Source organism: Microbacterium sp. UNCCL10 (assembly GCF_000746195.1).
Lineage (GTDB): Bacteria > Actinomycetota > Actinomycetes > Actinomycetales > Microbacteriaceae > Microbacterium > Microbacterium saccharophilum.
Map to the genome: position 1 here is coordinate 942,397 of NZ_JQKT01000007.1, position 26,572 is coordinate 968,968.

At 70.6% G+C, this 26,572-nt stretch carries 25 protein-coding genes and 2 tRNA genes; 19 read left to right on the forward strand and 8 right to left on the reverse strand.

Annotation, left to right across the window (positions count from 1 at the left end; all coding sequences use genetic code 11):
* The first annotated feature begins 15 nt into the window (after nt 1–15).
* The 3 genes from BR85_RS15780 to BR85_RS15140 are packed head-to-tail and all read left to right on the forward strand — an operon-like array spanning nt 16 to nt 1,796.
* Nucleotides 16–570 (forward strand): DMT family transporter, encoded by a 555-nt coding sequence (locus tag BR85_RS15780; protein ID WP_269319966.1) that lies wholly within the window; start codon nt 16–18, stop codon nt 568–570.
* Nucleotides 510–1,061, forward strand: coding sequence for a DMT family transporter (locus BR85_RS15785; RefSeq protein ID WP_269319968.1), 552 nt, complete (start codon nt 510–512; stop codon nt 1,059–1,061). The genes BR85_RS15780 and BR85_RS15785 overlap by 61 nt, the downstream gene beginning before the upstream one ends.
* Nucleotides 1,062–1,106: 45 nt before the next feature.
* Entirely contained in the window at nt 1,107–1,796 is a 690-nt protein-coding gene (locus BR85_RS15140; protein WP_081782711.1) for a cation efflux transmembrane domain-containing protein, read from the forward strand.
* Here the strand turns inward: BR85_RS15140 and BR85_RS04770 are convergent.
* Nucleotides 1,751–1,821: transfer RNA gene (locus BR85_RS04770), tRNA-Gly, on the reverse strand. The two genes, BR85_RS15140 and BR85_RS04770, sit on opposite strands and share 46 nt — an antisense overlap.
* A 94-nt stretch (nt 1,822–1,915) precedes the next feature.
* On the opposite strand from BR85_RS04770, the gene BR85_RS04775 reads away from it, so the two are divergent.
* The 8 genes from BR85_RS04775 (at nt 1,916) to BR85_RS04810 (ending at nt 8,638) form a co-directional block, all read left to right on the forward strand.
* Nucleotides 1,916–2,287 carry a nuclear transport factor 2 family protein gene (locus tag BR85_RS04775; protein WP_028495500.1) on the forward strand — a complete coding sequence of 124 codons (372 nt, stop codon included), beginning with the start codon at nt 1,916–1,918 and terminating at the stop codon, nt 2,285–2,287.
* 85 nt (nt 2,288–2,372) lie between these two features.
* Nucleotides 2,373–2,446 (forward strand) — tRNA-Pro (locus BR85_RS04780).
* Between the two features lie 73 nt (nt 2,447–2,519).
* The gene (gene tig / locus BR85_RS04785) at nt 2,520–4,019 is read left to right on the forward strand and encodes a trigger factor (RefSeq protein ID WP_028495501.1); all 1,500 of its coding nucleotides are present in this window, start codon (nt 2,520–2,522) and stop codon (nt 4,017–4,019) included.
* A 150-nt stretch (nt 4,020–4,169) separates the two neighbouring features.
* Nucleotides 4,170–4,754 (forward strand): ATP-dependent Clp protease proteolytic subunit, encoded by a 585-nt coding sequence (locus BR85_RS04790; RefSeq protein WP_028495502.1) that lies wholly within the window; start codon nt 4,170–4,172, stop codon nt 4,752–4,754.
* 23 nt (nt 4,755–4,777) lie between these two features.
* Nucleotides 4,778–5,443 carry an ATP-dependent Clp protease proteolytic subunit gene (locus BR85_RS04795; protein ID WP_028495503.1) on the forward strand — a complete coding sequence of 222 codons (666 nt, stop codon included), beginning with the start codon at nt 4,778–4,780 and terminating at the stop codon, nt 5,441–5,443.
* Nucleotides 5,444–5,582: 139 nt separating this feature from the next.
* Nucleotides 5,583–6,851: an ATP-dependent Clp protease ATP-binding subunit ClpX gene (gene clpX, locus BR85_RS04800; RefSeq protein WP_028495504.1), complete on the forward strand. Its 1,269-nt coding sequence runs from the start codon at nt 5,583–5,585 to the stop codon at nt 6,849–6,851.
* A 57-nt stretch (nt 6,852–6,908) separates the two neighbouring features.
* Nucleotides 6,909–8,027: an epoxide hydrolase family protein gene (locus tag BR85_RS04805; RefSeq protein ID WP_028495505.1), complete on the forward strand. Its 1,119-nt coding sequence runs from the start codon at nt 6,909–6,911 to the stop codon at nt 8,025–8,027.
* Between the two features lie 44 nt (nt 8,028–8,071).
* Complete coding sequence (locus BR85_RS04810) at nt 8,072–8,638, forward strand: dihydrofolate reductase family protein (RefSeq protein ID WP_028495506.1); 567 nt, start codon at nt 8,072–8,074, stop codon at nt 8,636–8,638.
* Here the strand turns inward: BR85_RS04810 and BR85_RS04815 are convergent.
* A complete protein-coding gene (locus BR85_RS04815; protein WP_036272242.1) occupies nt 8,616–9,113 on the reverse strand; it encodes a GyrI-like domain-containing protein in 498 nt (165 codons plus the stop codon). The two genes, BR85_RS04810 and BR85_RS04815, sit on opposite strands and share 23 nt — an antisense overlap.
* 38 nt (nt 9,114–9,151) lie before the next feature.
* Nucleotides 9,152–11,203: a M3 family metallopeptidase gene (locus BR85_RS04820; RefSeq protein ID WP_028495507.1), complete on the reverse strand. Its 2,052-nt coding sequence runs from the start codon at nt 11,201–11,203 to the stop codon at nt 9,152–9,154.
* Nucleotides 11,204–11,296: 93 nt separating this feature from the next.
* On the opposite strand from BR85_RS04820, the gene BR85_RS04825 reads away from it, so the two are divergent.
* The 3 genes from BR85_RS04825 to BR85_RS04835 are packed head-to-tail and all read left to right on the forward strand — an operon-like array spanning nt 11,297 to nt 13,433.
* Complete coding sequence (locus BR85_RS04825; protein WP_081782663.1) at nt 11,297–11,947, forward strand: ArsR/SmtB family transcription factor; 651 nt, start codon at nt 11,297–11,299, stop codon at nt 11,945–11,947.
* Nucleotides 11,944–12,153 (forward strand): hypothetical protein, encoded by a 210-nt coding sequence (locus BR85_RS04830; protein ID WP_028495509.1) that lies wholly within the window; start codon nt 11,944–11,946, stop codon nt 12,151–12,153. The genes BR85_RS04825 and BR85_RS04830 overlap by 4 nt, the downstream gene beginning before the upstream one ends.
* Nucleotides 12,150–13,433 carry an MFS transporter gene (locus BR85_RS04835; protein ID WP_081782664.1) on the forward strand — a complete coding sequence of 428 codons (1,284 nt, stop codon included), beginning with the start codon at nt 12,150–12,152 and terminating at the stop codon, nt 13,431–13,433. The genes BR85_RS04830 and BR85_RS04835 overlap by 4 nt, the downstream gene beginning before the upstream one ends.
* Nucleotides 13,434–13,436: 3 nt before the next feature.
* Here the strand turns inward: BR85_RS04835 and BR85_RS04840 are convergent, their stop codons facing one another.
* The 3 genes from BR85_RS04840 to BR85_RS04850 form a co-directional block, all read right to left on the reverse strand.
* Nucleotides 13,437–13,685 (reverse strand): hypothetical protein, encoded by a 249-nt coding sequence (locus tag BR85_RS04840; protein ID WP_028495511.1) that lies wholly within the window; start codon nt 13,683–13,685, stop codon nt 13,437–13,439.
* A gap of 1 nt (nt 13,686) precedes the next feature.
* Complete coding sequence (gene valS, locus BR85_RS04845; RefSeq protein ID WP_028495512.1) at nt 13,687–16,263, reverse strand: valine--tRNA ligase; 2,577 nt, start codon at nt 16,261–16,263, stop codon at nt 13,687–13,689.
* Nucleotides 16,264–16,365: 102 nt separating this feature from the next.
* A complete protein-coding gene (locus tag BR85_RS04850) occupies nt 16,366–17,025 on the reverse strand; it encodes a pentapeptide repeat-containing protein (protein ID WP_028495513.1) in 660 nt (219 codons plus the stop codon).
* A gap of 209 nt (nt 17,026–17,234) precedes the next feature.
* Here BR85_RS04850 and ileS point away from each other — a divergent pair, with 209 nt between their 5' ends.
* The 4 genes from ileS to ndk are packed head-to-tail and all read left to right on the forward strand — an operon-like array spanning nt 17,235 to nt 22,792.
* Entirely contained in the window at nt 17,235–20,627 is a 3,393-nt protein-coding gene (gene ileS / locus BR85_RS04855) for an isoleucine--tRNA ligase (RefSeq protein ID WP_028495514.1), read from the forward strand.
* The gene (locus tag BR85_RS04860) at nt 20,624–21,976 is read left to right on the forward strand and encodes a bifunctional folylpolyglutamate synthase/dihydrofolate synthase (protein WP_028495515.1); all 1,353 of its coding nucleotides are present in this window, start codon (nt 20,624–20,626) and stop codon (nt 21,974–21,976) included. Before ileS ends, BR85_RS04860 begins: the two co-directional genes overlap by 4 nt.
* Entirely contained in the window at nt 21,964–22,374 is a 411-nt protein-coding gene (locus BR85_RS04865) for a DUF4233 domain-containing protein (RefSeq protein WP_028495516.1), read from the forward strand. The genes BR85_RS04860 and BR85_RS04865 overlap by 13 nt, the downstream gene beginning before the upstream one ends.
* A 1-nt stretch (nt 22,375) precedes the next feature.
* Entirely contained in the window at nt 22,376–22,792 is a 417-nt protein-coding gene (gene ndk / locus BR85_RS04870; protein ID WP_028495517.1) for a nucleoside-diphosphate kinase, read from the forward strand.
* 124 nt (nt 22,793–22,916) lie between these two features.
* Here the strand turns inward: ndk and BR85_RS04875 are convergent, their stop codons facing one another.
* Nucleotides 22,917–23,516 (reverse strand): vitamin K epoxide reductase family protein, encoded by a 600-nt coding sequence (locus BR85_RS04875; protein WP_028495518.1) that lies wholly within the window; start codon nt 23,514–23,516, stop codon nt 22,917–22,919.
* Between the two features lie 307 nt (nt 23,517–23,823).
* Here BR85_RS04875 and BR85_RS04880 point away from each other — a divergent pair, with 307 nt between their 5' ends.
* On the forward strand, nt 23,824–26,166 hold the full coding sequence (locus BR85_RS04880; protein ID WP_028495519.1) for an Rne/Rng family ribonuclease: 2,343 nt from the start codon (nt 23,824–23,826) through the stop codon (nt 26,164–26,166).
* Nucleotides 26,167–26,192: 26 nt separating this feature from the next.
* On the opposite strand, the gene BR85_RS04885 is transcribed toward BR85_RS04880, so the two are convergent.
* Nucleotides 26,193–26,465 (reverse strand): DUF4031 domain-containing protein, encoded by a 273-nt coding sequence (locus BR85_RS04885; RefSeq protein ID WP_028495520.1) that lies wholly within the window; start codon nt 26,463–26,465, stop codon nt 26,193–26,195.
* Between the last annotated feature and the right edge of the window lie 107 nt (nt 26,466–26,572).

A 26,572-nucleotide genomic window follows, 5' to 3' on the forward strand; every position in this document is an offset into this window, starting at 1 on the left:
GACGATACTTGAGGCATGAGAGGTGCCCGGCAGGTCGGCGTGCAGGCAGCGGTCGCAGCGGCGGTCCTGTTCGGCGCGGGCACGCCCCTTGCGAAGCTGCTCCTGGGCGAAGTGAGCCCGTGGCTGCTCGCCGGGCTGCTGTACACCGGGTCTGGGCTGGGTCTCACGGCATGGCGGCTGGTCCGGCGGGCGCCGCGGGTCCGCATCCCTCGGCAGGAACTCCCTCCGCTGGCGGGGGCCGTCCTCCTCGGGGGTGTCGTGGCGCCCGTCCTGCTGATGGCGGGTCTCGCGGGGATGCCGGCATCCGGCGCGTCGCTCCTGCTCAACGCCGAGGCCGTCTTCACGGCACTCCTCGCCTGGGTCGTCTTCCGCGAGAACGTCGACCGGCGGATCGCGCTCGGGATGGTCGCGATCGTGGCGGGCGCGGTCCTCCTGAGCGTGCCGTGGGGTCCGACTTCGGATCCGGATGGCCCGCCCTCGCGATCCTCGGCGCGTGCCTGTGCTGGGGCCTGGACAACACCCTCACCCGCAAGGTTCCGCTCAACGATGCGACGTGGCTCGCGGCGGTGAAGGGCATGGTCGCCGGACCCGTCAACCTCGCCCTCGCGTTCGTCCTCGGCGCCGAGCTTCCGCGGATCTGGGCAGTCGGGGCGGCGATGGCCGTCGGCCTGTTCGCCTACGGCGTCTCGCTCGCCCTCTTCATCGTCGGGATGCGGCACGTCGGCACGGCGCGTGCCGGCGCGTACTTCTCCGTCGCCCCGTTCTTCGGCGCCGTGCTCGCGGTCCTCCTCGGGGAGCCCGTCACGCTGCCTCTCGTGATCGCCGCCGCCCTCATGGCCACGGGCGTGTGGCTGCATCTGACCGAGCACCACGAACACGAGCACACCCACGAGGCGCTCACCCACGAGCACTGGCACACGCACGACGAACACCACCAGCACGAGCATCCGGGCGGCGCGGTGCTGCCGGCCGGGGCGCGGCACCGGCATGTGCACACGCACGAGGCCGTCACGCCCTCGCACGAGCACTACCCGGACGCACACCACCGGCACCCGCACTGAAAGGGGCGTCATGAACCGCGACGCGGACTCCTGCGAGGCAGTGCTGTGACCTCGCTCACGTCGGTGCGCCGATCGGCGCTCCAGCGCCGCATCCGACTCATCGTCGGCACCACGATCACCTACAACCTCGTCGAGGCGGTCATCGCCCTCGCGGCCGGTGCCGCCGCGTCCTCGACGGCCTTGATCGGGTTCGGCCTGGACTCCACGATCGAAGTGCTCTCCGCGGCGGCCGTCGCGTGGCAGTTCACGCGACGCGACCCGGAGCGGTGGGAGAAGCCCACCCTCCGTGTGATCGCGGTGGCGTTCTTCGCCCTCGCGGCATGGGTGACGGTGAGCGCCGCGCTCACCCTCACGGGGGTGTGGGCCGAGCCGGAGCACTCCACCCTCGGCATCCTCGTCGCCGCCGTCAGCGTCGTCGTCATGCCGGTCCTGTCGTGGTGGGAGCGGACGACCGGCCGCGAACTCGGATCGGCCACCGCCGTCGCCGACTCGAAACAGACCCTCATCTGCGCCTATCTGAGCGCCGCGGTGCTCATCGGCCTGATGCTGAACGGGTGGTTCGGCTGGTGGTGGGCCGATTCCCTCGCCGCGCTCGTGATCGCCGCCTTCGCGGTCCGCGAAGGCATCGAGGCCTGGCGGGGAGACGCCTGTGCGACATCGGTCGGGATGCTGCGGGAGGAGGAGTTCGGAGGGGATGACGGGAATCGAACCCGCACCATCAGTTTGGAAGACTGAGGCTCTACCATTGAGCTACATCCCCGTGCGCCCGCTGACGGGCACCGATCCATCCTAATACACGACCGGGCATCGCCCCCTGACGCCAGCCTCCGCGCGGATCACGGGAGGAGACGATGATGTCGGGACAGCAGGTCATCGAGGCGCTGATCGCCACACTGAACGCGGGCGACGTGCCGGGCATGGATGCCGTCTTCCATGAGGACGCGGTCATGGAATGGCCGCAGTCGGGGGAGCGGATCGTCGGAGGAGACAATCGCCGCGGCGTGTACGGGGCGTTCCCGCAACTGCCGAGCATCACTCCGCGACGGATCACGGGGGAGGGCGACCTCTGGGTCGCGGAGGCCGACCTCGACTACGGTGACGGCGATCCCTACCAGACGGTCTTCATCTTCGAACTGCGCGACGGCAAGATCGCGAAGGAGACGGCGTACTGGACGAAGCCGTTCCCGGCGCCGGAGTGGCGCGCGCAGTGGGTGCAGGCCCGCTAGCATCCGGGGCCCGCCACCGGGATCCGCGGACGCGTCGGCTAGACTGACCCGCGGCCGTATTTCGGCGCTCGCCTGCGTGCGCGCCCGGGGCGTAGCTCAGCTTGGTAGAGCGCCCGCTTTGGGAGCGGGAGGCCGCAGGTTCAAATCCTGTCGCCCCGACAACGGCCCCCAGAACCAGACCACCAGCGGACGCGCATGTGCGCGGCCGCTTCACGGAGGAGAACGAACAGGCATGGTCACCAGCACCGTCGAGAAGCTCAGCCCCACCCGGGTGAAGCTCCACATCACGGTCACCCCGGACGAGCTCAAGCCCAGCATCGCGCACGCGTACGAGCACATCGCCCAGGACGTCCAGATCCCCGGCTTCCGCAAGGGCAAGGTCCCCGCGCCGATCATCGATCAGCGCATCGGCCGCGGCGCCGTGCTCGAGCACGCCGTCAGCGAGGGCCTCGACACGTTCTACCGCGAGGCCGTCACGGCCAACGAGGTGCGCATCGTCGGCCGTCCGTCGGCGGAGATCGTCGAGTGGCCGAGCGAGAAGGACTACTCCGGCGACCTCAAGGTCGAGGTCGAGGTGGACGTCCGCCCCGAGTTCGAGCTGCCGTCCTACGACGACGTCACGATCGAGGTCGACGCCGTCGAGACCGACGACGCCGCGATCGACGCCGAGCTGGACCGCCTCCGTGCGCGTTTCGGCACGCTGGTGACCGTCGACCGTCCCGCCGCGACCGGTGACTTCGTCGAACTCGACCTCGTCGCCACGATCGACGGCAACGAGATCGACCGCGCCGAGGGCGTGTCGTACGAGCTCGGCTCCGGCGAGCTCCTCGAGGGCATCGACGAGGCCATCGAATCCCTCACCGCAGGTGAGGACACCACGTTCCGCTCGAAGCTCATCGGCGGCGACCACGCCGGGGAAGAGGCCGAGGTCTCCGTGTCGGTCAAGGCCGTCAAGGAGCGCGAGCTCCCCGAGGCCGACGACGACTTCGCCCAGATGGCGAGCGAGTTCGACACCATCGCCGAGCTCCGCGAGAGCCTCGTCGAGCGCGTGTCGCAGCAGTCCGTCTTCACGCAGGGTGCCGCCGCGCGCGACAAGCTCGTCGAGGCGCTGCTGGAGAAGGTCGAGATCCCCGTCCCCGAGCAGCTCGTCGAGGACGAGGTGCACGCGCACCTCGAGGGCGAGGGCCGCCTCGAGGACGACGTGCACCGCGCCGAGGTCACCGAGGCCAGCCAGAAGCAGTTCCGCACCCAGATGATCCTCGACAAGCTCGCCGAGAAGCACGAGGTGCAGGTCTCGCAGGAGGAGCTGACGCAGTACCTCATCCAGTCCTCTGCGCAGTACGGCATGGCACCGCAGGAGTTCGTCGACGCGCTGCAGCAGGGCAACCAGCTGCCCGCCATGATCGGCGAGGTCGCCCGCAACAAGGCGCTCGCGATCGCGCTCGGCAAGGTCTCCGTCGTCGACTCGAACGGCAAGGCCGTCGACCTGACCGGCTTCGCCGCCGAGGACGACGACGCCGAGACGGCCGAGTCCGAGACCGCCGAGTCGGAGACCTCCGCCGAGGAGAAGCCCGCCAAGAAGGCGCCGGCGAAGAAGGCTCCCGCCAAGAAGCCGGCGGCCAAGAAGGCCGACGCCGACGAGGCGGCCGCCGAGGAGGCGCCCGCGAAGAAGGCCCCGGCCAAGAAGCCGGCCGCGAAGAAGGCTGCCGCCCCCAAGGCCGACGCCGAGTAAGACCCCTTTCGCGAACGGGCGGATGCTGCGGCATCCGCCCGTTCGTCGTCTCCGCCGGCCGCCCGATATGCCGACGGCGAACACGGGCGGGTCGCTCGCGGCGCGTCGGTAGATTCATTGACGAACCGCAACCCGGAAACAGGAGCATTCATGGCTGAACCACTTGTCGCGACGAGCGTCTTCGACAGACTGCTGAGGGACCGCATCATCTGGCTCGGGTCGGAGGTGCGCGACGAGAACGCGAACGAGATCTGCGCCAAGATCCTCCTGCTCGCCGCCGAGGACTCGCAGAAGGACATCTACCTCTACATCAACTCGCCCGGCGGCTCGATCACGGCCGGCATGGCGATCTACGACACGATGCAGTTCGTCCCGAACGACATCGTCACCGTCGGCATCGGCATGGCCGCGTCGATGGGTCAGCTGCTGCTGACGGCCGGCACGAAGGGCAAGCGCTACATCACGCCCAACGCCCGCGTCCTGCTGCACCAGCCCCACGGCGGGTTCGGCGGCACCTCCAGCGACATCCAGACGCAGGCGCAGCTCATCCTCGACATGAAGAAGCGCCTCGCCGAGATCACGGCGGCGCAGACGGGCAAGACCGTCGAGCAGATCAACGCCGACGGCGACCGCGACCGCTGGTTCACGGCGGACCAGGCGCTCGAGTACGGCTTCGTCGACCACATCCGCGAATCCGCGTCCGATGTCATCGGCGGCGGCGGAACCGAGAACTGAAAGCACCGGAGGAACATCCAGAAATGAACACCCCGACCTTCGGCGTCCCGCAGGGCGTGCAGATGCCCTCCAGCCGGTACATCCTCCCGCAGTTCGAGGAGCGCACCGCCTACGGCTACAAGCGCCAGGACCCCTACAACAAGCTGTTCGAGGACCGCGTGATCTTCCTGGGCGTCCAGGTCGACGACGCGTCCGCGGATGACGTCATGGCGCAGCTCCTCGTGCTGGAGAGCCAGGACCCCGACCGCGACATCATCATGTACATCAACTCGCCCGGCGGCTCCTTCACGGCCATGACGGCGATCTACGACACGATGCAGTACGTCTCGCCCGAGATCCAGACGGTGGTCCTCGGCCAGGCGGCATCCGCGGCATCCGTCCTGCTGGCCGCCGGCGCGCCGGGCAAGCGCCTCGCGCTGCCCAACGCCCGCATCCTCATCCACCAGCCCGCCGTCGGCGAGGCCGGCCACGGGCAGGCGTCGGACATCGAGATCCAGGCGGCGGAGATCCTCCGCATGCGCACCTGGCTCGAGGAGACGATGGCGCGGCACACCAACCGCACCCAGGAGCAGGTCAACAAGGACATCGACCGCGACAAGATCCTCTCGGCGTCCGAGGCGATGGAGTACGGCATCGTCGACCAGGTGCTCACCTCGCGCAAGCGCACGCCGTCGGCCATCACGGTCTGATCGACGCACCGGAGCCCCGCCCACCTCGGGCGGGGCTTCGTCGTCCGGCTTCCGCAATCCCCGTCGCAATCCGCCACGTTGTCGGTGTCAGCGATTAGGCTCGAGAACGCATTCGCAGTGAACCCTGAAGGAGGGCGCCATGGCTCGTATCGGTGAGAGCGCCGACCTGTTCAAGTGCTCCTTCTGCGGCAAGAGCCAGAAGCAGGTCCAGCAGCTGATCGCGGGCCCCGGCGTGTACATCTGCGACGAGTGCGTCGAACTCTGCAACGAGATCATCGAAGAGCGGATGGCGGAGTCCGGAGACGGCGCCGTCGCTGACTTCGATCTGCCGAAGCCGCGCGAGATCTTCTCCTTCCTCGAGGAGTACGTCGTCGGTCAGGACCCCGCCAAGCGGGCGCTGTCCGTCGCCGTCTACAACCACTACAAGCGCGTCCGCGCCCACGCGACCCTGCAGCCGGCCGAGCAGCGCGCCGACGAGGTGGAGATCGCCAAGAGCAACATCCTGCTCCTCGGTCCCACCGGCTGCGGCAAGACCTACCTCGCGCAGACGCTCGCGAAGCGCCTCAACGTCCCGTTCGCCGTCGCCGACGCGACCGCGCTGACGGAGGCCGGGTACGTCGGGGAGGATGTCGAGAACATCCTCCTGAAGCTCCTGCAGGCCGCGGACTTCGATGTCAAGCGCGCCGAGACCGGCATCATCTACATCGACGAGGTCGACAAGATCGCCCGCAAGGCCGAGAACCCCTCGATCACGCGCGACGTGTCGGGCGAGGGCGTGCAGCAGGCGCTGCTGAAGATCCTCGAGGGCACGGTGGCCTCGGTCCCGCCGCAGGGCGGCCGCAAGCACCCGCACCAGGAGTTCATCCAGATCGACACGACGAACGTCCTGTTCATCGTGGCGGGCGCCTTCGCGGGTCTCGAGGACATCATCTCGGCCCGCGTGGGCAAGCACGGCGTCGGCTTCGGCGCCCCGCTGCACGAGAAGGGCAAGGACCTCGACCTGTTCAGCGAGGTGCAGACCGAAGACCTCCACAAGTTCGGCCTGATCCCCGAGTTCATCGGCCGCCTGCCCGTCGTCACCTCGGTGTCGCCGCTGGACCAGAAGGCGCTCATCGAGATCCTCACCGGGCCCAAGAACGCGTTCGTCAAGCAGTACCAGCGGATGTTCCAGCTGGACGGCGTCGAGCTGGAGTTCGACGACGACGCGCTCATGGCGATCGCCGATCTCGCCGTCGCGCGCAAGACCGGCGCCCGCGGCCTCCGCGCGATCCTCGAAGACGTGCTCGGGCCGATCATGTTCGAGATCCCGTCCGCCGAGGACGTCGTGAAGGTCATCGTCACGCTTCCCGCGGTCACGGAGGGCGCCGCGCCGACGCTCGTGCTCCGGCAGAAGCGCAAGAGCGCCTGACGCCCCGGGGCCCCTGCGGCAGCGCTGGGTGTCGGATGCCGCGCGTAGCGTCGCCGCATGACCGTCGAACCCTTCGTCGTCCGGGTCGAGGATGCCGTCCTCGACGACGTGCGTACGCGTCTGTCGCGGACGCGGGCGCTGCCCGATTCGCCGCGGCGTCCCGCCGCAGGAATGAGCGCTGACTACCTGAATGCGCTCGTCGCGTCGTGGGGCGCCTTCGACTGGCGCGCCCGCGAGTCATGGCTCAACACGCACCCGCAGTTCCGGGCGCCGATCGGCGACACGACGGTGCACTTCGCCCATCTCCGCTCCGCCCGGCCGGACGCGCCCGCCCTCCTCGTCATGCACGGATGGCCGCATACGTTCGCCCTGCAGTTGGACTTCGCCGACCTGCTGCCCGACTTCCACGTCGTCGTGCCGAGCTTTCCGGGTTTCGCCTTCTCCACGCCGTACGCCGACGAACCGATGACGGAGGTTCGACTGGCGGAGACCATGCATACCCTCATGACAGACGTCCTGGGCTACGCGAGCTACCTGACCTACGGCGAAGACGTCTCGGCGAACGTCAACGATCTGCTCGCCGCGACGCATCCGGATGCGGTGGCGGGGATCGTCGTGACGCACGCGCATTTCCCGTCACAGGCCGAGCGTGCTGCTCTCGACGACGAGGACGAACGGGCGTTCTTCGACCGGCTCGCCGCGTGGGGCGCGGCGAGCGGCGCATACGGCCACGTGCAGGCGACGCGCCCCGACACGCTCGCTGCCGCGCTCAACGACTCGCCCGCCGGGCTGCTCGCGTGGCTCGCGGAGAAGCTCGTGGAGTGGAGCGACACGCCGAGCGGCGACCCGTCCCAGGTCGAGCAGCTCATCGCCCGCGACCGGATCCTCACCGAGGCGATGCTGTACTGGGCGACGCAGAGCATCGGAACCTCCTTCCGGCCCTATTACGAGGGCGCCGATCAGCCCGATGCCATCCCGCCGGTCGAGGTGCCGGCGTCCATCCACATCCAGCGTCACGAGAGGGACTACCCGGAGTCCCTGGCCCGCCGGTTCTACCGTGACATCCGCACGTTCGAGCGGCTGGAGCGCGGTGGGCACTTCACCGTCGCCGAGGTCCCTCGCGCCATGGCCGACCGGGTCCGTGCCTTCGCGGGAGGGCTCGGCCTCCTCGGCTGAGCCGGCATCGAGCGCGTGTCCGCGGCCGGCGGTAGCGTCACGTCATGACGCGCATCACTTTCGACACCGCGACCTCTCTCAACGGCTGGATCGCCGACGAGGACAACTCGCTGAGCTGGCTCTTCGCCGTCGACGGCGGGACGACACCCGATGCGGAGGTGCTGCCCGGGAACGCCGGGGTGCTGGTGGAGGGGTCCACGACCTACGAGTGGGTGCTCGCCGAGTCCGACATCCTCGCGCACCCGGAGAAGTGGCAGGACTTCCACGGCGACCGTCCCACGTTCGTCTTCACGACGCGCGACCTGCCGCGCCCCGAGGGTGCGGACATCCGCTTCGTGTCCGGCCCCGTCGCCGACGCACTCCCCGCGATCCGGGAGGCGGCGGGCGACACCGACATCTGGGTCGTGGGCGGCGGTGACCTGGCCGGTCAGTTCCTCGACGCGGGCGCGCTCGACGAGATCGCCGTGTCGATCGCGCCCGTGCTGCTGACCGGCGGGGCGCCCCTCCTCCCGCGCCGACTGGACTCGGACCGGCTCCGGCTCGTCAGCGCGAAGGCCGTCGGCCAGTTCGCGCGACTCGTCTACGCGGTCAGTCCCGCACCGGCAGGATGAGATCGGTCCGCAGCTCCTCCGGCGCCGTGCTGCCCGGTTCTCCGACGTAGCTCTCGATCCAGACGCCCGTGGGCGTCCCGTCGGCGGCGCCCGCCAGCTCACCCCAGGCTGCCCCGAGACCGTCGTAGGGCCCGATGTGGGTGGTGGCGAACGCCGGGCCCGCGGGCAGCTGCGATGCCCGGACGACGACGTCGCCACGAACGATCGGAGCCGCCGGCGCCACGGTGACGGGGAACCCGAGTTCGAGGTCGAACTCGCCCATCGGATCGCCGTGGTAGATCGCGAGCGCGGGTCCGGTGGGCACGAGCTCACCGGACTGGAAGAGTCCGCCGATCGCGGTATAGCCGCGGTCGAACACGGCGCCGAGATCCGCCACGCGGAGGCCTTCCTCCCGGATCACGGCAAGAGGTGTCGCCTGCAGCGTGATCCGCTCGGCCGGAGCGAACGCAGCGGCGGGGAAGGCAGGGTCGGTCATGATGACATCCTCCCCGCGTTCCCCGTCGCCGTCCAGGCTCATTCCGACAGGCCGCGGCGCTTCAGAAGCGGGTCGATCTCGGCATCCCGACCGCGGAAGTCGCGGTAGGCCTCGAGCGGATCCTTCGACCCGCCGACGCCCAGGAGTCGCTGTCGGAACCGGTCGCCGTTCGCGCGCGTGAGGCCGCCGTTCTCGCGGAACCATTCGACGGTGTCCGCGTCGAGCACCTCGCTCCAGATGTACGAGTAGTACCCCGCGCTGTATCCGCCCGAGAAGACGTGCGCGAAGTACGTCGAGGAGTAGCGCGTCGGCACGACGGGATTGTCGAGCCCGATCTCGGCGAGTGCCTGCGCCTCGAAGGCCGCCACGTCGATCTCCGCCTCGGCCTCGGCGACCCCGAGGGAGTGCCACGCCTGGTCGAGCCAGGCCGCGGCCAGGTACTCGCTCGTCGCGAAGCCCTGGTTGAACGCCTCGGATGCGTGGAGCTTCTCCACGACCTCCGCCGGCAGGGGCTCATCCGTGTCGACGTGCCGCGCGTACGAGGCGAGGATCTCCGGCCAGTAGATCCACATCTCGTTGACCTGGCTGGGGAACTCGACGAAGTCGCGGAAGACCGCCGTGCCCGCGAAGTGCGGGTAGGTCACGGTTGCGAAGAGGCCGTGCAGCGCGTGCCCGAACTCGTGGAACAGGGTGGTGACCTCGTCGAGGGTCAGGAGGGTCGGCCGGCCCGGGGCGGGCTTGGGCACGTTGAGGTTGTTGACGACGATCGGCCGGGTGCCCCGCAGCGCCGACTGCGAGACGATCGAGTTCATCCACGCGCCGCCGCGCTTCGTGTCGCGCGTGTACAGGTCGAGGACGAAGAGGCCGAGCTCGGAGCCGTCCGCGTTGTGCAGCTCGAAGACGCGGGCATCGGGGTGGTAGGCCGGGATGTCGGTGCGCTCGGTGAAGGTCACGCCGTACAGCTCGGTCGCGGCCCGGAACACGCCGTCCCGCAGCACCCGCTCGGATTCGAACCACGGGCGCAGGGCTCCCCGGTCGAGGTCGTACTCCGCCGCGCGCACCTTCTCCGTGTAGAACGCCCAGTCGTGCGCCTCCAGCGGGAACGGCTCGGTCTCGGCGTCGATGATGGCTTGCAGGGCCGCCTGCTCGCTGCGGGCGTTGCGGGCGGCGGGCACGGCGAGCCGGCGGAGGAGGTCGTGCACGGCTGCGGGCGAGCCGGCGGTCTCGTCGGAGGTGATGTACGCGGCGTGCGATTCATAGCCCAGGAGGGCCGCCCGCTGCGCGCGCAGCCGGACGATCTCACGCAGGACCCCGCGGTTGTCGGCGTCGTTGCCGCGGGAACCCCGCGAGCGTGAGGCGTCGAGGATGCGCTTGCGGCTGGAGCGGCGGACGAGGGACGAGAGGTAGGGGTGGCCCGTGAACAGGGTGAGCGTCACGACCCACTTGCCCTCCAGTCCCCGGTCGGCGGCCGCCTGCGCGGCGGCCGAGAGCTCGCCCTCGGTCAGCCCCTCCAGCTCGTCCGCCGTGTCGAAGCCGACCGCGAGGTCGTTGGTGTCGGCGAGGAGGTTCTTCTCGAACGTCGTCGTCAGGGTCGACAGCCGCTGGTTCAGCGCCGTGAGCTCGGCCTTGGCATCCTCGCCCAGTGCGGCACCCGCGTGCGCCATCTCGCGGTGGTGCCGCTCGACGAGGTAGCGCTGCTCCGGAGTCAGCGGGAGCGCGTCGAGCTGCGCGTGGATGGCGGCGATGCGTGCGAAGAGGGCTGCATCGAGCTGGATCGCGTCCTGATGGGCCGACATCAACGGCGCGAGCTCCTCCTCGATCTCCTGGATCTCCGGGGTCGCGTCGGCGGAGGACACCGTGTAGAAGGTGCGCGCGACGTCGCCGAGAAGCCGGCCGCTCTCCTCCAGCGGGAGCAGGGTGTTCTCGAACGTCGGGGGAGCGGGGTCGGACGTGATCGCCGCGACCTCGGCCGCGTGCCGCGCGAACGCCTGACGGAAGGCCGGGAGGTAGTGGGCGGGCCGGATGGCGGCGTAGTCGGGCAGGCCGTACGGCAGCGATGAGGGGGACAGCAGCGGGTTCTCGATCGTCATCCGGTCAGCCTATCGACTCCTCGAGAACGATGCCGCGGAATCTTTGCAAAGGACATGTTGCAAAGAAGTCTTTGCATCTGTATCGTGATGGGCATGGCAGAGAACGAGACCGCTCCCGATATTCGGGCGCAGGCGGATGCGCTGGCTCGCGCCGAGGCGCGGCACAACCAGGACCGCGTCCTCGACACCGGCGCACTCCGGGCGCTCGCGCACCCGCTGCGCGTGCGGATCTACGACATCCTCAGCCAGTACGGCCCCCAGACGGCGAGCACCCTCGCCGAGCGCCTGGGGGAGTCCAGCGGTTCGACCAGCTACCACCTTCGCGCGCTCGCCAAGCACGACCTGATCCGTGAGGCCGCGGACCGCGGTACGGCCCGGGAGCGCTGGTGGGAGCGTCCGGTCGGCGGGGTGTCGTTCACCAATCCGGATGCGATGGCGACGCCCGCCGGGCGTGCGGCCACGCAGCTCGTGATGAGCGAGTTCCTCCGCAACCGCAACGACCAGCTCCTCGACTTCGTGAACCGGGGCATCGCCGCCGAAAGCGAAGAATGGCAGGAGGGGACGCTCATCTCCACCGCCACCACGCGGCTCACTCCCGAACAGAGCAAAGAGCTGACGCTGAAGATCATGGCCGTCATCGACGAAGCCGTGGACACCTATCGCAATCAAACCGGCGAGAACGTCCGGCCCGTGACAATCCGTGCCGACCTGTTCCCGCTCCCCTCTCTCGGAGAACAGTCATGACCGCAGTCATCGCACCCCGCACTCTCGCGCGCGCCACCTGGTTCGAGCGCGCGCTGCTCACCACCTCGGATCGGATCGACGCGTTCGTCCTCGCCCGCCTGGAGCGCCGCGTCGCCTTCTCCCGGCCCGCCCGCACCGTCGTCAGCGCACTCGATGTCCGTGCCACGGCCTCGACGTACGGCTTCGGCGGGCGGCTCAACGGGTGACCCGTCTCGACAGGCCCGGCCGGGCGGTGACGGACACCCGTCCCTCGCTCGGCCGGGACTTCGGCAAGCTCTGGACCGCGGCGGCGTTCAGCAACCTCGCCGATGGCCTCGGCCGCACCGCCGTCCCGCTGATCGCCACGACGCTCACCCGCGATCCGCTCGCCATCTCCATCATCGCGGCGCTGGCCTTCGTCCCGTGGCTCGTGTTCGGCCTGCCCGCCGGAATGATCGTGGATCGATGCGACCGGCGGGTCGTGATGGCGTCCGCCAACGCCCTGCGCGGCGGCGTGGCGCTCGCGCTGGCGCTGCTGACCGTCTCCGGTGGCCTCACCATCTGGTGGCTCTTCCTCGGCGTCCTCGTGTTCGGAGTCGGTGAGACGCTCTTCGACAACGCGACGAACGCGGCGATCCCGGGGGTGGTGGGGCGCCGCCGGCTCGACCGGGCCAACGGCTGGATGCAGGCGGCGCAGATCACGATCGACAGCTTCATCGCGACACCCATCGCCGGCATCCTGTTCGCCGTCTCGCTCGCCCTCCCGTTGTGGCTCGGTGCGCTCGGCTACATCGTGCCGGTCGCCCTCGCCCTGTTGCTGCCGCTGTCGGCCGCGCGGGCGGTGCGCACCGGGGAGAAAGCGGGCCATGACGGGTCACGTCGCGTCAGCACGCGCGACGCGCTCGCCTTCCTCTGGCGACACCGGTATCTGCGTGCGATGGTCGTCTTCACCTCGGTGATCGGGTCCGCGCTGTCCTTCTCCCAGGCGGTCATCATCCTGTTCTTCCTCGACACGATGGCCGTCCCCGCCGCCGCGATCGGGTTCGTGACGGCCGGCATCGGCGTCGGCGCGCTCGGCGGCTCGCTACTTGCGCCGCGGCTGGTCGAGAGGTTCGGGCGGGGTCCCGTGATGTTCGGCGCGGTGCTCGCGAGCGGCGTGACGCTCCTGGGCACCGGCGCCTCCCCGAGCGTCTGGACCGCCGTCGCCTCGTTCGCGCTGTCGGCGTGCTCGATCGCCATCTGGAACGTGCCGTGGGGGAGCCTGCGTCAGCAGATCGTCCCGCCGGAGATGTTCGGCCGGGTGCTCGGTGTGATCCGCACGCTCACCTGGGGGCTCTTCCCCATCGCGACCGTCGTCGGCGGCTGGGTGGGCCGCGCAGATCTGCGGATGCCGTTCTGGATCGGCGGCGCCGTCGTCGTGCTCACCGCACTGGTGAGCGCCCGCCTCGTCGTGGCAGGCACCCGCCGTGCGGGAGCAGAGTCACTCTCGGCAGCCGCCGCTGACTGATGCTCAGCCGAACTCGTCGCCGACGTCGTGGCGGACGACGACGTTCCCGGCCGCGTCGAGCTCGACGAGGACGCCGGTGTCGAGCTCGGCGATGGGCCGGCCCTCGAGCCACGTCAGCGTCCAGCGCGGCCGGGGCTGCCCGAGCTGATCACCCGGCATCGCGGCATCGACCGCCGCGATCTGCGGCCGCAGGACGGCCGGGACCGCGGTCGGCGGCTCGTCGCCGCTCGACCAGCGCGTTCCGAGCTGCATGTCAGGCCTCCTGCACCGTCAGGACGATCTCCGTCACGGCGATCGACTCGCCCGTGCCGTAGGTGATCTCGCCGATCCGGCCGACGGCCTTGAGGTCGCCTTCCGCCGTCTGGATCGCGGCGATCGCGGCCTCCGGGCCCGTGATCGTGAGCGTGTCGACGGGGGTCTTCTGCGAGGCCTTCGCCTCGGTCTTCGCGCGGCGGACGCCGATGAGCGCCTCACCCACGGTGCGCAGGACCGCCGGGTCGCCCTCGATGCCGAGCGGCTCGGGCCAGCTCGCGTTGTGCACCGAGCCCTCCTCGAACCACGACCACGCCTCTTCGGCGGCGAAGGACAGCACGGGCGCGAGGAGCCGCAGGAGCGTCGACAGCGCCAGGCGCAGGGCGAGGGCGGCGGAGGCCTGCCCCACGTCGGTCTGGTTGTACGCGCGCTCCTTGACGAGTTCGAGGTAGTCGTCGCAGAAGGTCCAGAAGAACCCTTCCGTGAGCTCGAGGGCGCGGGCGTGGTCGTAGGCCTCGAACGCCTTCGTCGCCTCCCGCACGACGCCGTCCAGGGTCGCCAGCATCGACGCGTCGAGCGCGTGCGTCACCTCGGCGCCCTCGGGAACCGGGAAGGACAGCACGAACTTCGCCGCGTTGAGCACCTTGATCGCGAGACGGCGGCCGATCTTGACCTGCGTGGGGTTCTGCGGGTCGAACGCCGCGTCCGCGCCGAGCCGGCTCGACGCCGACCAGTAGCGCACCGCGTCGGTGCCGTGCGTGTCCAGGATGTCGGCGGGCGTGACGACGTTGCCCTTGGACTTCGACATCTTCTTGCGGTCGGGGTCGACGATGAAGCCGGAGATGGCGGCATCCGTCCAGGGCGCGCGGTCGTCCTCGAGGGCGCTGCGCACCATCGTGGAGAACAGCCATGTGCGGATGATGTCCTGCCCCTGCGGCCGCAGGTCGAACGGTGCGACGAGGTTCCAGAGCTCGCCGTCGCGCTCCCAGCCGCCCGCGAGCTGCGGGGTCAGCGACGACGTGGCCCACGTGTCGAAGATGTCCTTCTCCCCGTCGAACCCGCCCGGCACGCCGCGCTGGTCCTCGGTGAAGCCCGGGGGCACGTCGGTCGTCGGGTCGATGGGCAGACTCGCGTGGTCCGGCGTGAGGACGCGGTCGTAGTCGCGCTCCCCGTTCTCGTCCAGGGCGTACCAGACCGGGATCGGCACGCCGAAGAAGCGCTGGCGCGAGACGAGCCAGTCGCCGGTGAGACCGTTGGTCCAGTTCTCGTAGCGGACGCGCATGAAGTCGGGATGCCAGTTCATCTCCTGCCCGAGGGCGATGAGCTTGTCGCGCAGCTGCGCGTCGCGCGCGCCGTTGCGGAGGTACCACTGCCGGGTCGACACGATCTCGAGGGGGCGGTCGCCCTTCTCGTAGAACTTCACCGGGTGCGTGAAGGGCTTGGGGTCGCCGATGATCTCGCCGGACTCCTGCAGGAGCTCGACGATGCGCTTCTTGGCGCTGAAGACCGTCTTCCCCGCGATCTCGGCGTACGCCGCACGCGCGGCATCCGTCACGATCACGTCCGGAGCCTCCGCGAGGACACGGCCGTCCTTGCCGAGGATCGTGCGGTTGGGGAGGTCGAGCTCCCGCCACCAGATGATGTCGGTGACGTCGCCGAACGTGCAGATCATGGCGATGCCCGAGCCCTTGTCCTTCTGGGCGAGGGGATGCGCGAGGACGGGGACCTCCACGTCGAACAGCGGCGTGCGGACCGTCGTCCCGAAGGACGCCTGGTACCGCTCGTCGTCGGGGTGCGCCACGAGCGCGACGCACGCCGCGAGGAGCTCCGGACGGGTCGTCTCGATGTGGATGTCGCCGGTGCCGTCGGTGCGGTGGAACGCGACGCGGTGGTACGCGGCGGGCTGCTCGCGGTCCTCCAGCTCGGCCTGCGCGATGGCGGAGCGGAAGTCGATGTCCCACAGCGTCGGCGCCATGGCCTGGTACGCCTCGTCGCGCTCGAGGTTCCGCAGGAACGCGAGCTGGCTCGTGCGGATCGTGTCGTCCGAGATCGTCCGGTAGGTCTGCGTCCAGTCGACGGACAGGCCCAGCTGACGGAACAGCGCCTCGAAGTGCTTCTCGTCCTCGAGGGTCAGGCTCTCGCACAGCTCGATGAAGTTGCGGCGGCTGATCGCCACCTGGTCGGCGGGCTTCAGGCTCTTGGCGTCGCCGGCGAACGGCGGGGTGAAGTCAGGGTCGTAGGGCAGCGACGGGTCGCAGCGCACCCCGTAGTAGTTCTGCACGCGGCGCTCGGTGGGCAGGCCGTTGTCGTCCCAGCCCATCGGGTAGAAGACCGTCTTGCCGCGCATGCGCTCGAAGCGCACCTTGACGTCGGTGTGGGTGTAGCTGAAGACGTGCCCGATGTGCAGCGACCCGGATGCCGTCGGCGGCGGGGTGTCGACGGAGAAGACGCCGGCGCGACCGGCGGCCTTCGCGGCATCGCGGTCGAACAGGTACGTGCCCTGCGCGGCCCAGGCCGCGTCCCACTTCTGCTCGAGGCCCTCGAGGGCCGGCTTGTCGGGAATGTGCGCGTTCGTCATGGGACTCCTCGAGCCGTATATGCGGCACTGTGTGAGCGTGCCTGAGTGTGGGAATGTCCGGCCATTCTACCGGGGTCCCGGGGCGGCGCCGGGTCGGCCGGGTCAGCCGAGGACGCGGATGCCGAGTGCCCGCGCGAAGGCGCCGGCGTGCAGCAGCAGCTGCGCCGCGGACATCGTCGCGCCGCGGAGCGCCGCGGGCTCGGTGTAGGACAGCGCCTCCAGGCCGCGCAGGTCGAGGTCCGTCGCCCGGAGCCCCCGCGTGTCGACCTCGTCCACGCGCGTGTCCTGGAAGGCCACGCGCGTCACGTCGGCCTCCGGCAGATCCATGGTCCCGATGACGCAGCCGACGAACTGCAGATCCGCGATCCGCGCGGAGGGGAGGCTCAGGTAGTCGATGCGGACGTCCCGCAGCACGACGCCGTCCAGCTCGCCCCGCAGCAGGTCGAGCGTGCCGATCCGCCCGCCGACGATCTCCACGCTCCGCCACCGCCCGTCGCGGGCGACGATCTCGGTCGCGCGCGGCTCGGCCAGCCGGACGTCGGTCAGCACCGCCCCCGTCAGGTCCAGCCGGTCGGCGCTCATCCCCTCCACCACGGATTCGGTGAGCCGGCAGTGTGCGGCATCCACCGCGCCGGTGACATCCGCGACCCGCGCGCCGAGCAGATCCCCGTGCCGGGCGAGGCCGGTGACGGCCTCCAGCCGGGCGGGCAGATCGGGTGCTGCATCGCGGGGAGGGACGGGGGAGTCGGTGCGCCGGGCCATGCCGGGACCCTATCGCGCGCGTATGATGGGACGACCAGCATCGATCCGGCCATCACCGGGGAGCTTCCGGAAGAAACCCCACGGGGGAGTAGAACCGGACGGGGCAGGCCCGTCACAGCCGCAGGGAGAGTGGCCCTCCGGGGCAAGCGGGGTGGTACCGCGGTCGTCAGATCGTCCTCGCAGGAAGCACCGCGACCTGCTGGAGAGACATGACCTACCCGAAGCCCTCATCGTTCGGCCCCGCCGCCGATCTCGTCGCGAGCCCGCGGTTCCCGCAGATCGAGCAGGAGATCCTGGCCTTCTGGAAGGACGACGACACCTTCCGCGCCTCGATCGCGCAGCGCGCGGACGCACCCGAGTGGGTCTTCTACGACGGCCCGCCGTTCGCGAACGGCCTGCCGCACTACGGCCACCTCCTCACCGGCTACGCCAAGGACCTCTTCCCGCGCTTCCAGACGATGCGCGGCCACAAGGTCGACCGCGTCTTCGGGTGGGACACGCACGGCCTGCCCGCCGAGCTCGAGGCGATGAAGCAGCTCGGGATCACCGAGAAGAGCGAGATCGAGCAGATGGGGATCGCCGCGTTCAACGACAAGGCGCGCTCCTCCGTCCTGGCCTACACGCGCGAGTGGGAGGACTACGTCACGCGGCAGGCGCGCTGGGTCGACTTCGAGCGCGGCTACAAGACGCTCGACCCCGGCTACATGGAGTCGGTGCTGTGGGCGTTCAAGACGCTGTGGGACAAGGACCTCGCGTACGAGGGCCACCGCGTCCTGCCCTACTGCTGGCGCGACGAGACGCCGCTGAGCAACCACGAGCTGCGGATGGATGACGACGTCTACAAGATGCGTCAGGACCCGTCCGTGACGGTCACGTTCCCCCTCGTGGGCACGAAGGCGGAGGCGCTGGGGCTCACCGGCGTCCGCGCCCTCGCCTGGACGACGACGCCCTGGACGCTGCCGACGAACCTCGCCCTCGCCGTCGGACCGGAGATCGAGTACGCCGTGCTCCCGGGCGGCCCGGAGGGTGTCGCCGACGTGCACGAGGACCGCGCCGAGGCGGACGCGCACCGCTACCTTCTGGCATCCGCCCTGCTCGGCGGGTACGCGAAGGACCTCGGCTACGCGTCGGCGGAGGCCGCGCACGCCGCCGTCGAGCGGACGATCCTCGGCGCCGAGCTCGCCGACGTGCACTACGACGCCCTCTTCGACTACTACGCGGATGCCGCGACCTGGGGCACCGAGCGCGCCTGGCGCATCCTCGTCGACGCCTACGTGACGACGAGCGACGGCACCGGCATCGTCCACCAGGCCCCGGCCTACGGCGAGGACGACCAGCGCATCACCGAGGCCGCCGGCATCCCGCTCATCATGAGTCTCGACGACAGCGGCAAGTTCCTGCCGCAGGTGACCGATGTCGCCGGGCAGCTGTGGATGGATGCGAACCGGCCGCTCATCCGCCTCATCAAGGCCGAGGGCCGGCTGCTGCGCGAGGCGAGCTACGAGCACTCCTACCCGCACTGCTGGCGGTGCCGGAACCCGCTCATCTACAAGGCCGTCTCCAGCTGGTTCGTGCGCGTCACGGCCATCAAGGACCGCCTCGTCGAGCTCAACGAGCAGATCACGTGGGCGCCGGAGAACGTCAAGCACGGACAGTTCGGCAAGTGGCTCGAGGGCGCGCGCGACTGGTCCGTGAGCCGCAACCGGTTCTGGGGGTCGCCGATCCCGGTGTGGAAGAGCGATGACCCCGAGTACCCGCGGGTCGACGTGTACGGCTCGCTTGCCGACATCGAGCGCGACTTCGGCCGCCTCCCCGTCAACGAGGCGGGCGAGGTCGACCTGCACCGCCCGTACATCGACGACCTGACGCGCCCGAACCCCGACGACCCCACGGGGCGCGCCACCATGCGCCGCATCGAGGACGTCTTCGACGTGTGGTTCGACTCCGGCTCGATGCCGTACGCGCAGGTGCACTACCCGTTCGAGAACCGGGAATGGTTCGACGAACACGCCCCGGCGGACTTCATCGTGGAGTACATCGGGCAGACACGCGGGTGGTTCTACGTCATGCACGTGCTCTCCGGCGCGCTGTTCGACCGCCCGGCGTTCACGGGCGTCGCGTGCCACGGCATCGTGCTGGGCAGCGACGGGCAGAAGATGTCCAAGTCGTTGCGGAACTACCCCGACGTCAGCGAGGTGTTCGACCGCGACGGTTCGGACGCGATGCGCTGGTTCCTCATGGGATCCTCCGTGCTCCGCGGCGGGAACCTCGTCGTCACGGAGGAGGGGATCCGCGCCGGAGTGCGCGAGTTCCTGCTGCCGCTGTGGAACGCGTGGTACTTCTTCGCCACGTACGCCGGCGCCGCCGGCGGGCCGGACGGCGCCGGCTACGACGCGCAGTGGCGCACCGACTCGACGAATGTGCTCGACCGGTACATCCTCGCCCTCACCGGCGACCTCGTCCGCGACGTCGCGACCGACCTGGAGGCGCTGGACTCCACGATGGCCGCGGCCAAGCTCCGCGACTTCGCGGAGGCGCTGACGAACTGGTACATCCGCCGCTCCCGCGACCGGTTCTGGGTCGGCGTCTCGGCCGACGAGACCTCCACGGAGGCCTTCGACACCCTCTACACGGTGCTCGAGACCCTCACGCGCGTCGCGGCGCCGCTCATCCCGCTCGTCGCCGAGCGTGTCTGGCAGGGGCTCACCGGCGGGCGCAGCGTGCACCTGCAGGACTGGCCCGACGCCGACGCGTTCGCCCCCGCGGCCGACATCCGCGTCGCGATGGACACCGTCCGCGAAGTCTCCTCCGTCGCCAACGCGCTGCGCAAGCGCGAGGGCAAGCGCGTGCGGCTGCCCCTCGCGAGCCTGACCGTCGCCGTCGCGGACGCGGCAGGCCTCGCGCAGTTCGAGGACATCCTCCGGGAGGAGCTCAACGTCAAGCGCGTCGAGGTCGTCGAGCTCGTCGAGGGGCTCGCCGAGCGGTACGGCATCAGCCAGCGGCTCGCCGTCAACGCGCGCGCGGCCGGACCGCGCCTCGGCAAGCAGGTGCAGCACGTCATCGGCGGTGCCAAGGCCGGTCTGTGGTCCGTCGTCGACGGTGTCGTCGTCGTCGACGGGATCGCCCTCCAGGAGGGGGAGTACGAGCTCACGCTCGAGGCGGGCGGAATGGCCGCCGGCACGGCGATCGCGCTGCTGCCCGCGGGTGGCTTCGTGCTGCTCGACACCGCCACGACGCCGGAGCTGGAGGCCGAAGGCCTGGCCCGCGACGTCATCCGCGCCGTGCAGGACACCCGCAAGGCCGCCGGCTTCGAGGTCAGCGACCGCATCCGCCTGCGACTCGTGTTCGCCTCGGCGGCGGACGCGGATGCCGTCTCCGCCGCCTTCGACACGGCCGCCGTCGCGGGGGAGACCCTCGCGCTCGAGCACTCCATCGCCGTCGAAGGACGCGACGTGCCGGTGCGGGGCGGCGAGACCGACGAGTCCTGGCAGCGCGCCGCGTTCGGCGCCGCGCCGGAGCACGTCGCCTACCAGCGCGAGGGCCTGTTCGCCAACGAGGGCGGCTTCCACGTCGCCGTGTCCCGGATCGGAGCATCCGCATGAACGACCGCGCGAGAGCGGATGCCGTCTACGCGGCGCTGCTGACCCGGCAGGGCGAGCGCTGGGTGCAGCCCCGCGTAGAGCGCACCAGGCGCGTCCTGGAGCTGCTCGCCGACCCGCAGCACACCTACCGGGTCGTGCACGTCACCGGCACGAACGGCAAGACGTCCACGAGCCGCATCATCGAGACGATCGTGCGCGCCCACGGCCTGCGCACCGGGCTGTTCACGAGCCCGCACCTGGAGCGCTTCACGGAGCGGATCATGATCGACGGGGAGCCGATCGCGGACGCCGCGATCGCCGACGCGTGGGAGGAGATCTCCCCGTTCGTCGACCTCGTGGATGCCGAACTCGCCGCCACCGGCGAGGCGCCGCTGACCTTCTTCGAGCTTCTGACGGTGCTGGCGTTCGTCGCCTTCGCAGACGCCCCGGTGGACGTCGCCGTCATCGAGGTCGGGATGGGCGGGGCGTGGGACTCCACGAACACCGCGGACGGCGACGTCGCCGTCTTCGCGCCCATCGACATCGACCACGCCGACCGGCTGGGCGACACGATCGAGGCGATCGCCACCGTGAAGTCCGGCATCATCAAGCAGGATGCCGCCGTCGTCTCCGCCGCCCAGGACCCGGCCGCCGCCGCCGTCCTGCGTGCCGCGGCCGCCGCGCACGACGCGTCCCTCGCCGTCGACGGCGACCAGTTCGCCCTCACGGCGCAGCGGCTGGCCGTCGGCGGGCAGCAGATCTCGGTGCGCGGCCTCGCCGGCACCTACGACGAGCTGTACCTGCCGCTGTACGGCGCGCACCAGGGCCGAAACGCGGCCCTCGCGATCGCCGCCGTCGAGTCGCTCATCGGCGCCGGGACGCAGCCGATCGCGCCCGACGTCCTCGCCGATGCCCTCGCGAACGTCACCTCGCCGGGCCGTCTGCAGCTGATCGGCGTCGCGCCGACCGTGTTCGCCGACAGCGCCCACAACCCGCACGGCGCGGCCGCCCTCGTCGCGGCGCTCCGCGAGTCGTTCGACTTCGACGAGTGGGGCCTCGTGCTGGGGGTGTTCGGCGACAAGGACACCGCGGGCATCGTCTCGACCCTCGCCCCGGCCGCCGCGCACGTGTTCGCCACGGCACCGGACTCCGAGCGCGCCGCCGACCCGGAGCAGATCGCCGACCTCGTGGAGGACGCCGGGTCGCCGGTGACCGTGCACCACGGCCTCGCCGACGCGGCCGAGGCCGCCCGCGCGTGGGCGGCCGCGTCCGACCGTCGCGCCGTCATCATCGCCGGCAGCGTCGTGCTCGCCGGGGAAGCCGTGATGCTCGCCGCGGACGACGACTGGAAGAGCGGGTGGCAGGAGTGAGCGAGCGCGTCCGGCGACCCCGCCGTCCCCGCGGCGCCGCCGAGTCGCTGGCATCCATCGTGCTGGCCGCGGAAGCCCTCGTGGTCTTCCTCGGCGGCATGGTCGCCTACGGGCTCGGCGCCCTCCCGGACGGGGTCCCCGGCTGGTGGGCCATCGTCGCGGGCAGCGTCCTCGCCGTCCTCATGGTGGCCACCGGAGCCGTCGCGCGCCACCGCTGGGGGATCGCGCTCGGCTGGGTGTGGCAGCTCGTCGTCGCACTGGGCGCCATCGTGCTGCCGGCGCTGCTCCTGGTCGCCCTCGTTTTCGGTGCCATGTACGCGTATGGCACCATCAAGGGCGGCGCGCTGGACAAGCGCAACGCACAGCTGGCCGCTCAGGCGGAATCGAACGGAGACTGACATGCACACGGAAGAGACCCTCGTCCTCGTCAAGCCGGACGGCGTCGCGCGCGGACTCACCGGCGCGATCCTCGCCCGCATCGAAGCCAAGGGCTACGCGCTCGTGGACATCGCCCTCGTCGAGCCGGAGCGCGACACGCTCGAGCGGCACTACGCCGAGCACGCCGGCAAGCCCTTCTACGAGCCGCTCCTGGAGTTCATGATGTCGGGTCCCTCCGTCGCGATCCGCCTCGCCGGCAACCGCGTCATCGAGGGCTTCCGTTCGCTCGCCGGCACGACCGACCCGACGACGGCCGCGCCCGGCACGATCCGCGGCGACTTCGGCCGCGACTGGGGCCTCGCGGTGCAGCAGAACCTCGTGCACGGCAGCGACAGCCCCGAGTCGGCCGCGCGCGAGCTGGAGATCTGGTTCGGCTGAGCCGGGATCCGGCGTCCGTGCGGAGCCGCGGATGCTGTGACGCCGACCCGCCGCATGTCCCGCCATGCGCGGGTGCGGCGCGGCGCGACCCGCATGAACCGGGACACGGCAGGGCGCGCTGCGGTTACAGGGTGCCGATCCAGTCCAGCCGCAGCTGGGCGATCAGTGCGATCACGGCGTAGCTGAGGATCGCGAGGAGCGGGACCCACCCGAGGAGGGTGTCCGCCGCCGCGCGCACGCGGCCCGGTGCCGGTGCGACGCCCGAGCGCAGCACGTGCAGGGTGACGGCATAGAACGTCGGGATCGTGACGATCCACGTCACCATGCACCACGGGCAGAGGGTGCCGAGGACGAACACGCTCTGCGCGATGAGCCACACGACGAAGCCGAACGCGAACGCCGTGCCGGCCCAGAACAGCCACCAGAACCAGCGGGCGAACCGGGCGCCCGCGAGGATGGCGACGCCGACCGCGATCGGGGCGACCCAGCCGACGAGCCCGAGGAGCGGGTTCGGGAAGCCGAAGACCGCGCCCTGCCAGGAGTCGAGGTTCTTCCCGCACTGCACGACGATGTTGACATCGCAGGATGCCGTCGACCCGGGCTCGGCGAGGAGGTGGAACTTCTCCACCGTCAGCTCGAAAGCGGCCAAGAGGCCCACGGCGCCGGCGATGATGAGCCATACCGCGAGCGCCCGCGGACGGGTGTGCGTGAGGCGGGTGGGCATGGTTGCGATTATCGCATCGACCGGCGAACGGACTCCCGGCACCGCACCGGCACGCGCCGCGGACAGCGAAACGAGCATTCGGGCACCGAAAGTGCGATAATGGTCGCCGATGCTCCCCGCGGCCGCGCCGCGACCGGACATCACCGAAGACTTCGGGCGATGAACGCCCTTCGCAGCACGAGCCACGGCCAGATGAGCAAGCTCCCGCTGCAGACCGAGTGAGACCGCGGCTCCTCCGAACCGGAGCGGCGCCGCCAGATTTTCGCCGGACGGCGCGCGGTGCCGTCCCGCTAGGAGTAAGCCAGTGATGGCCGATGAGCACACCGAAGATTCCCCGTCCGACAACGAGCAGCCCGTCACGCTGAACGACGCGCCCGCCGCGGAGCTCGCCGATGTCGTGACCTCCGTCGAGGCCGTCGAGGAGCACGCGCCCGCCGCCGACGACGCGACGCCTGCGCCCGAGGCCGATGGTGCGGCCGACGCCGAGCCGGAGACCCCGGTCGAGCCGGAGACCTCGGCCGAGCCGGCGACCCCGGTCGAGCCGGAGACCCCGGCCGAGCCGGAGACGCCCGCTGAGCCGGAGACCCCGGCCGAGCCGGAAGCGCCCGCCGAGCCGGAGAAGCCGTTCACGGCCGTGAGCCTGGGCCTCCTGCCGGAGAACTTCGTCTCCGCCGTCTCGACGCAGCTGGTGTTCTACGCCCCGGCGATCGCGCCCCTGCCGCCCCGCCACGACGACGACTCCCGGGAGGAGCAGGACGCCGAGTCGCCCTCCAGCGCCCGGCGCCGCAACCGCCGCCGCGGGGGAGCGAACGGGGCCGACGCCCCCGACGAGGCGCCCGCGCAGCCCCGTCGTCGCGCCGTCGAGCTCATCACCGAGCCGCAGCGCATCAAGGGCTCCACGCGCCTGGAGGCCAAGAAGCAGCGTCGCCGTGACGGTCGCGAAGCCGGCCGTCGCCGCCCCGTCGTCACCGAGGCCGAGTTCCTCGCGCGCCGCGAGGCCGTCGACCGCGACATGATCGTCCGCTCCAAGAACGGCCGCATCCAGATCGCCGTCCTCGAGGACAACGTCCTCGTCGAGCACTACGTCGCCCGCAACCAGGACGCGTCCCTCATCGGCAACGTCTACCTCGGGCGCGTGCAGAACGTGCTGCCGAGCATGGAAGCCGCGTTCGTCGACATCGGCCGCGGCCGCAACGCGGTGCTGTACTCGGGCGAAGTCGACTGGGATGCCGTGGAGACCGGCAACCAGCCCCGCCGCATCGAGCTCGCCCTCAAATCCGGCGACCGCGTCCTCGTGCAGGTCACGAAGGACCCCGTCGGGCACAAGGGCGCCCGGCTCACGAGCCAGATCTCGCTCCCCGGTCGCTACCTGGTGTACGTGCCCGGCGGCAACATGAACGGGATCTCCCGCAAGCTCCCGGACACCGAGCGGGCGCGCCTCAAGCGCATCCTGAAGGAGGTCCTCCCGGAGTCCAGCGGCGTCATCGTCCGCACGGCCGCCGAAGGCGCCACGGAGGAGCAGCTCACGCGCGACGTGCAGCGCCTCACCTCGCAGTGGGAGCACATCAGCGCGCAGCTGGAGAACATCCAGGCGCCCGCTCTCCTGCACTCCGAGCCCGACCTCCTGGTCAAGATCGTCCGTGACGTCTTCAACGAGGACTTCCGGAAGATGCTCATCCAGGGTGAGGACGCGCACCAGACGATCACCTCGTACCTCGCCGGCGTCGCGCCGGACCTCATCGAGCGCATCGAGAAGTACGAGGACGAGCAGGACCCGTTCGACCGGTTCCGCGTCACCGAGCAGATCGAGAAGGCGCTGGACCGCAAGGTCTGGCTGCCCTCCGGCGGCTCGCTCGTCATCGACCGCACCGAGGCCATGACGGTCGTCGACGTCAACACCGGCAAGTTCGTCGGAACCGGGGGCAACCTCGAGGAGACCGTCACGAAGAACAACCTCGAGGCGGCGGAGGAGATCGTCCGGCAGCTGCGGCTCCGCGACATCGGCGGCATCATCGTCGTCGACTTCATCGACATGGTCCTCGAGTCCAACCGCGACCTCGTGCTGCGTCGCCTCGTCGAATGCCTGAGCCGTGACCGGACGAAGCACCAGGTGGCCGAGGTCACGTCGCTGGGCCTCGTGCAGATGACGCGCAAGAAGCTCGGACTGGGCCTCCTCGAGACCTTCAGCGAGGCGTGCGAGGTCTGCGCCGGTCGGGGCGTCATCGTCCACCACGACCCCGTCGTCAAGCACCGCGCCCCGCAGCAGAGCAGCTCCGCCCGCCGCCCGCGGCAGGCGCCCCCGGCTCCCGCCGGCGGCAACGGCGGCACGCACGTGATCACCGAGGGCGCGAAGTCCGCCCTCGCCCAGATCGCGGCGTCCACCATCCACACCGCCGCCGACGACGCGGGGGAGCAGCCGGTCGTGGAGACCGCCGAACCCGTCGAGCGCCCCAAGAAGTCGCGCAAGAAGAAGACGGATGGCGCGCCGCCCGCCTCGCGAGCTCCCAAGACCGAGAAGGACCTGCTCCTGGAGACCGTCCTGAGCGCGCTTCCCGAGCCGAAGGCTCCCGGGCAGGGGCGTTCGCGCCGCCGCGTCACGACGGCCGCGCTCAGCGGCACGCCGGTCAGCACCGCGCCGTCCGAGGACTGATCACCCGGCGCCGCGGGCTCTGCGCGTCAGAGCCCGCGGCGCTCGCGTGCTGTCACCCGCAGGCCGGAGCCGATCAGGCGTCGGACGAGCTCGTGCCCGCTCACGCGCTCGGCGCCGCCCGCGACGAGCCGCTCCAGCGCGTCCTCCGGGACGTCGTAGTGATCCAGGTCGAACGCCCGCGGGGGGATGCCGTGCGCCCGCGCGAACGCGTGCAGCTCCGCCAGATCGCTGTCGCTGACCATGTGCGACCACAGCCGGCCGTGCGCCGGCCAGATTGCTTCGTCGACGAGGATGGCCACGTCCCGATCCTAGGCATGGCGCCGATTCCGACACGCCAGACGCGTGCTTTTGCCCTCCTGCACGGCATCCGGTAAAGTGGACCCTTGGTGCGTCGCGTGTCGCTGGC

Bases quoted from the DNA above. Each gene is read 5' to 3' on its own strand.
- clpX (WP_028495504.1), top strand. From the start codon at position 5,583: ATGGCTCGTATCGGTGAGAGCGCCGACCTGTTCAAGTGCTCCTTCTGC.
- BR85_RS04880 (WP_028495519.1), top strand. From the start codon at position 23,824: ATGGCCGATGAGCACACCGAAGATTCCCCGTCCGACAACGAGCAGCCC.
- BR85_RS04850 (WP_028495513.1), bottom strand. From the start codon at position 17,025: ATGGCCCGGCGCACCGACTCCCCCGTCCCTCCCCGCGATGCAGCACCC.
- tig (WP_028495501.1), top strand. From the start codon at position 2,520: ATGGTCACCAGCACCGTCGAGAAGCTCAGCCCCACCCGGGTGAAGCTC.
- BR85_RS04775 (WP_028495500.1), top strand. From the start codon at position 1,916: ATGTCGGGACAGCAGGTCATCGAGGCGCTGATCGCCACACTGAACGCG.
- BR85_RS04830 (WP_028495509.1), top strand. From the start codon at position 11,944: ATGACCGCAGTCATCGCACCCCGCACTCTCGCGCGCGCCACCTGGTTC.
- BR85_RS04815 (WP_036272242.1), bottom strand. From the start codon at position 9,113: ATGACCGACCCTGCCTTCCCCGCCGCTGCGTTCGCTCCGGCCGAGCGG.
- BR85_RS04840 (WP_028495511.1), bottom strand. From the start codon at position 13,685: ATGCAGCTCGGAACGCGCTGGTCGAGCGGCGACGAGCCGCCGACCGCG.
- BR85_RS04820 (WP_028495507.1), bottom strand. From the start codon at position 11,203: ATGACGATCGAGAACCCGCTGCTGTCCCCCTCATCGCTGCCGTACGGC.
- ndk (WP_028495517.1), top strand. From the start codon at position 22,376: ATGCACACGGAAGAGACCCTCGTCCTCGTCAAGCCGGACGGCGTCGCG.
- BR85_RS04795 (WP_028495503.1), top strand. From the start codon at position 4,778: ATGAACACCCCGACCTTCGGCGTCCCGCAGGGCGTGCAGATGCCCTCC.
- BR85_RS15780 (WP_269319966.1), top strand. From the start codon at position 16: ATGAGAGGTGCCCGGCAGGTCGGCGTGCAGGCAGCGGTCGCAGCGGCG.
- BR85_RS04860 (WP_028495515.1), top strand. From the start codon at position 20,624: ATGAACGACCGCGCGAGAGCGGATGCCGTCTACGCGGCGCTGCTGACC.
- BR85_RS04875 (WP_028495518.1), bottom strand. From the start codon at position 23,516: ATGCCCACCCGCCTCACGCACACCCGTCCGCGGGCGCTCGCGGTATGG.
- BR85_RS04825 (WP_081782663.1), top strand. From the start codon at position 11,297: ATGGCAGAGAACGAGACCGCTCCCGATATTCGGGCGCAGGCGGATGCG.
- ileS (WP_028495514.1), top strand. From the start codon at position 17,235: ATGACCTACCCGAAGCCCTCATCGTTCGGCCCCGCCGCCGATCTCGTC.
- valS (WP_028495512.1), bottom strand. From the start codon at position 16,263: ATGACGAACGCGCACATTCCCGACAAGCCGGCCCTCGAGGGCCTCGAG.
- BR85_RS04810 (WP_028495506.1), top strand. From the start codon at position 8,072: ATGACGCGCATCACTTTCGACACCGCGACCTCTCTCAACGGCTGGATC.
- BR85_RS04790 (WP_028495502.1), top strand. From the start codon at position 4,170: ATGGCTGAACCACTTGTCGCGACGAGCGTCTTCGACAGACTGCTGAGG.
- BR85_RS04805 (WP_028495505.1), top strand. From the start codon at position 6,909: ATGACCGTCGAACCCTTCGTCGTCCGGGTCGAGGATGCCGTCCTCGAC.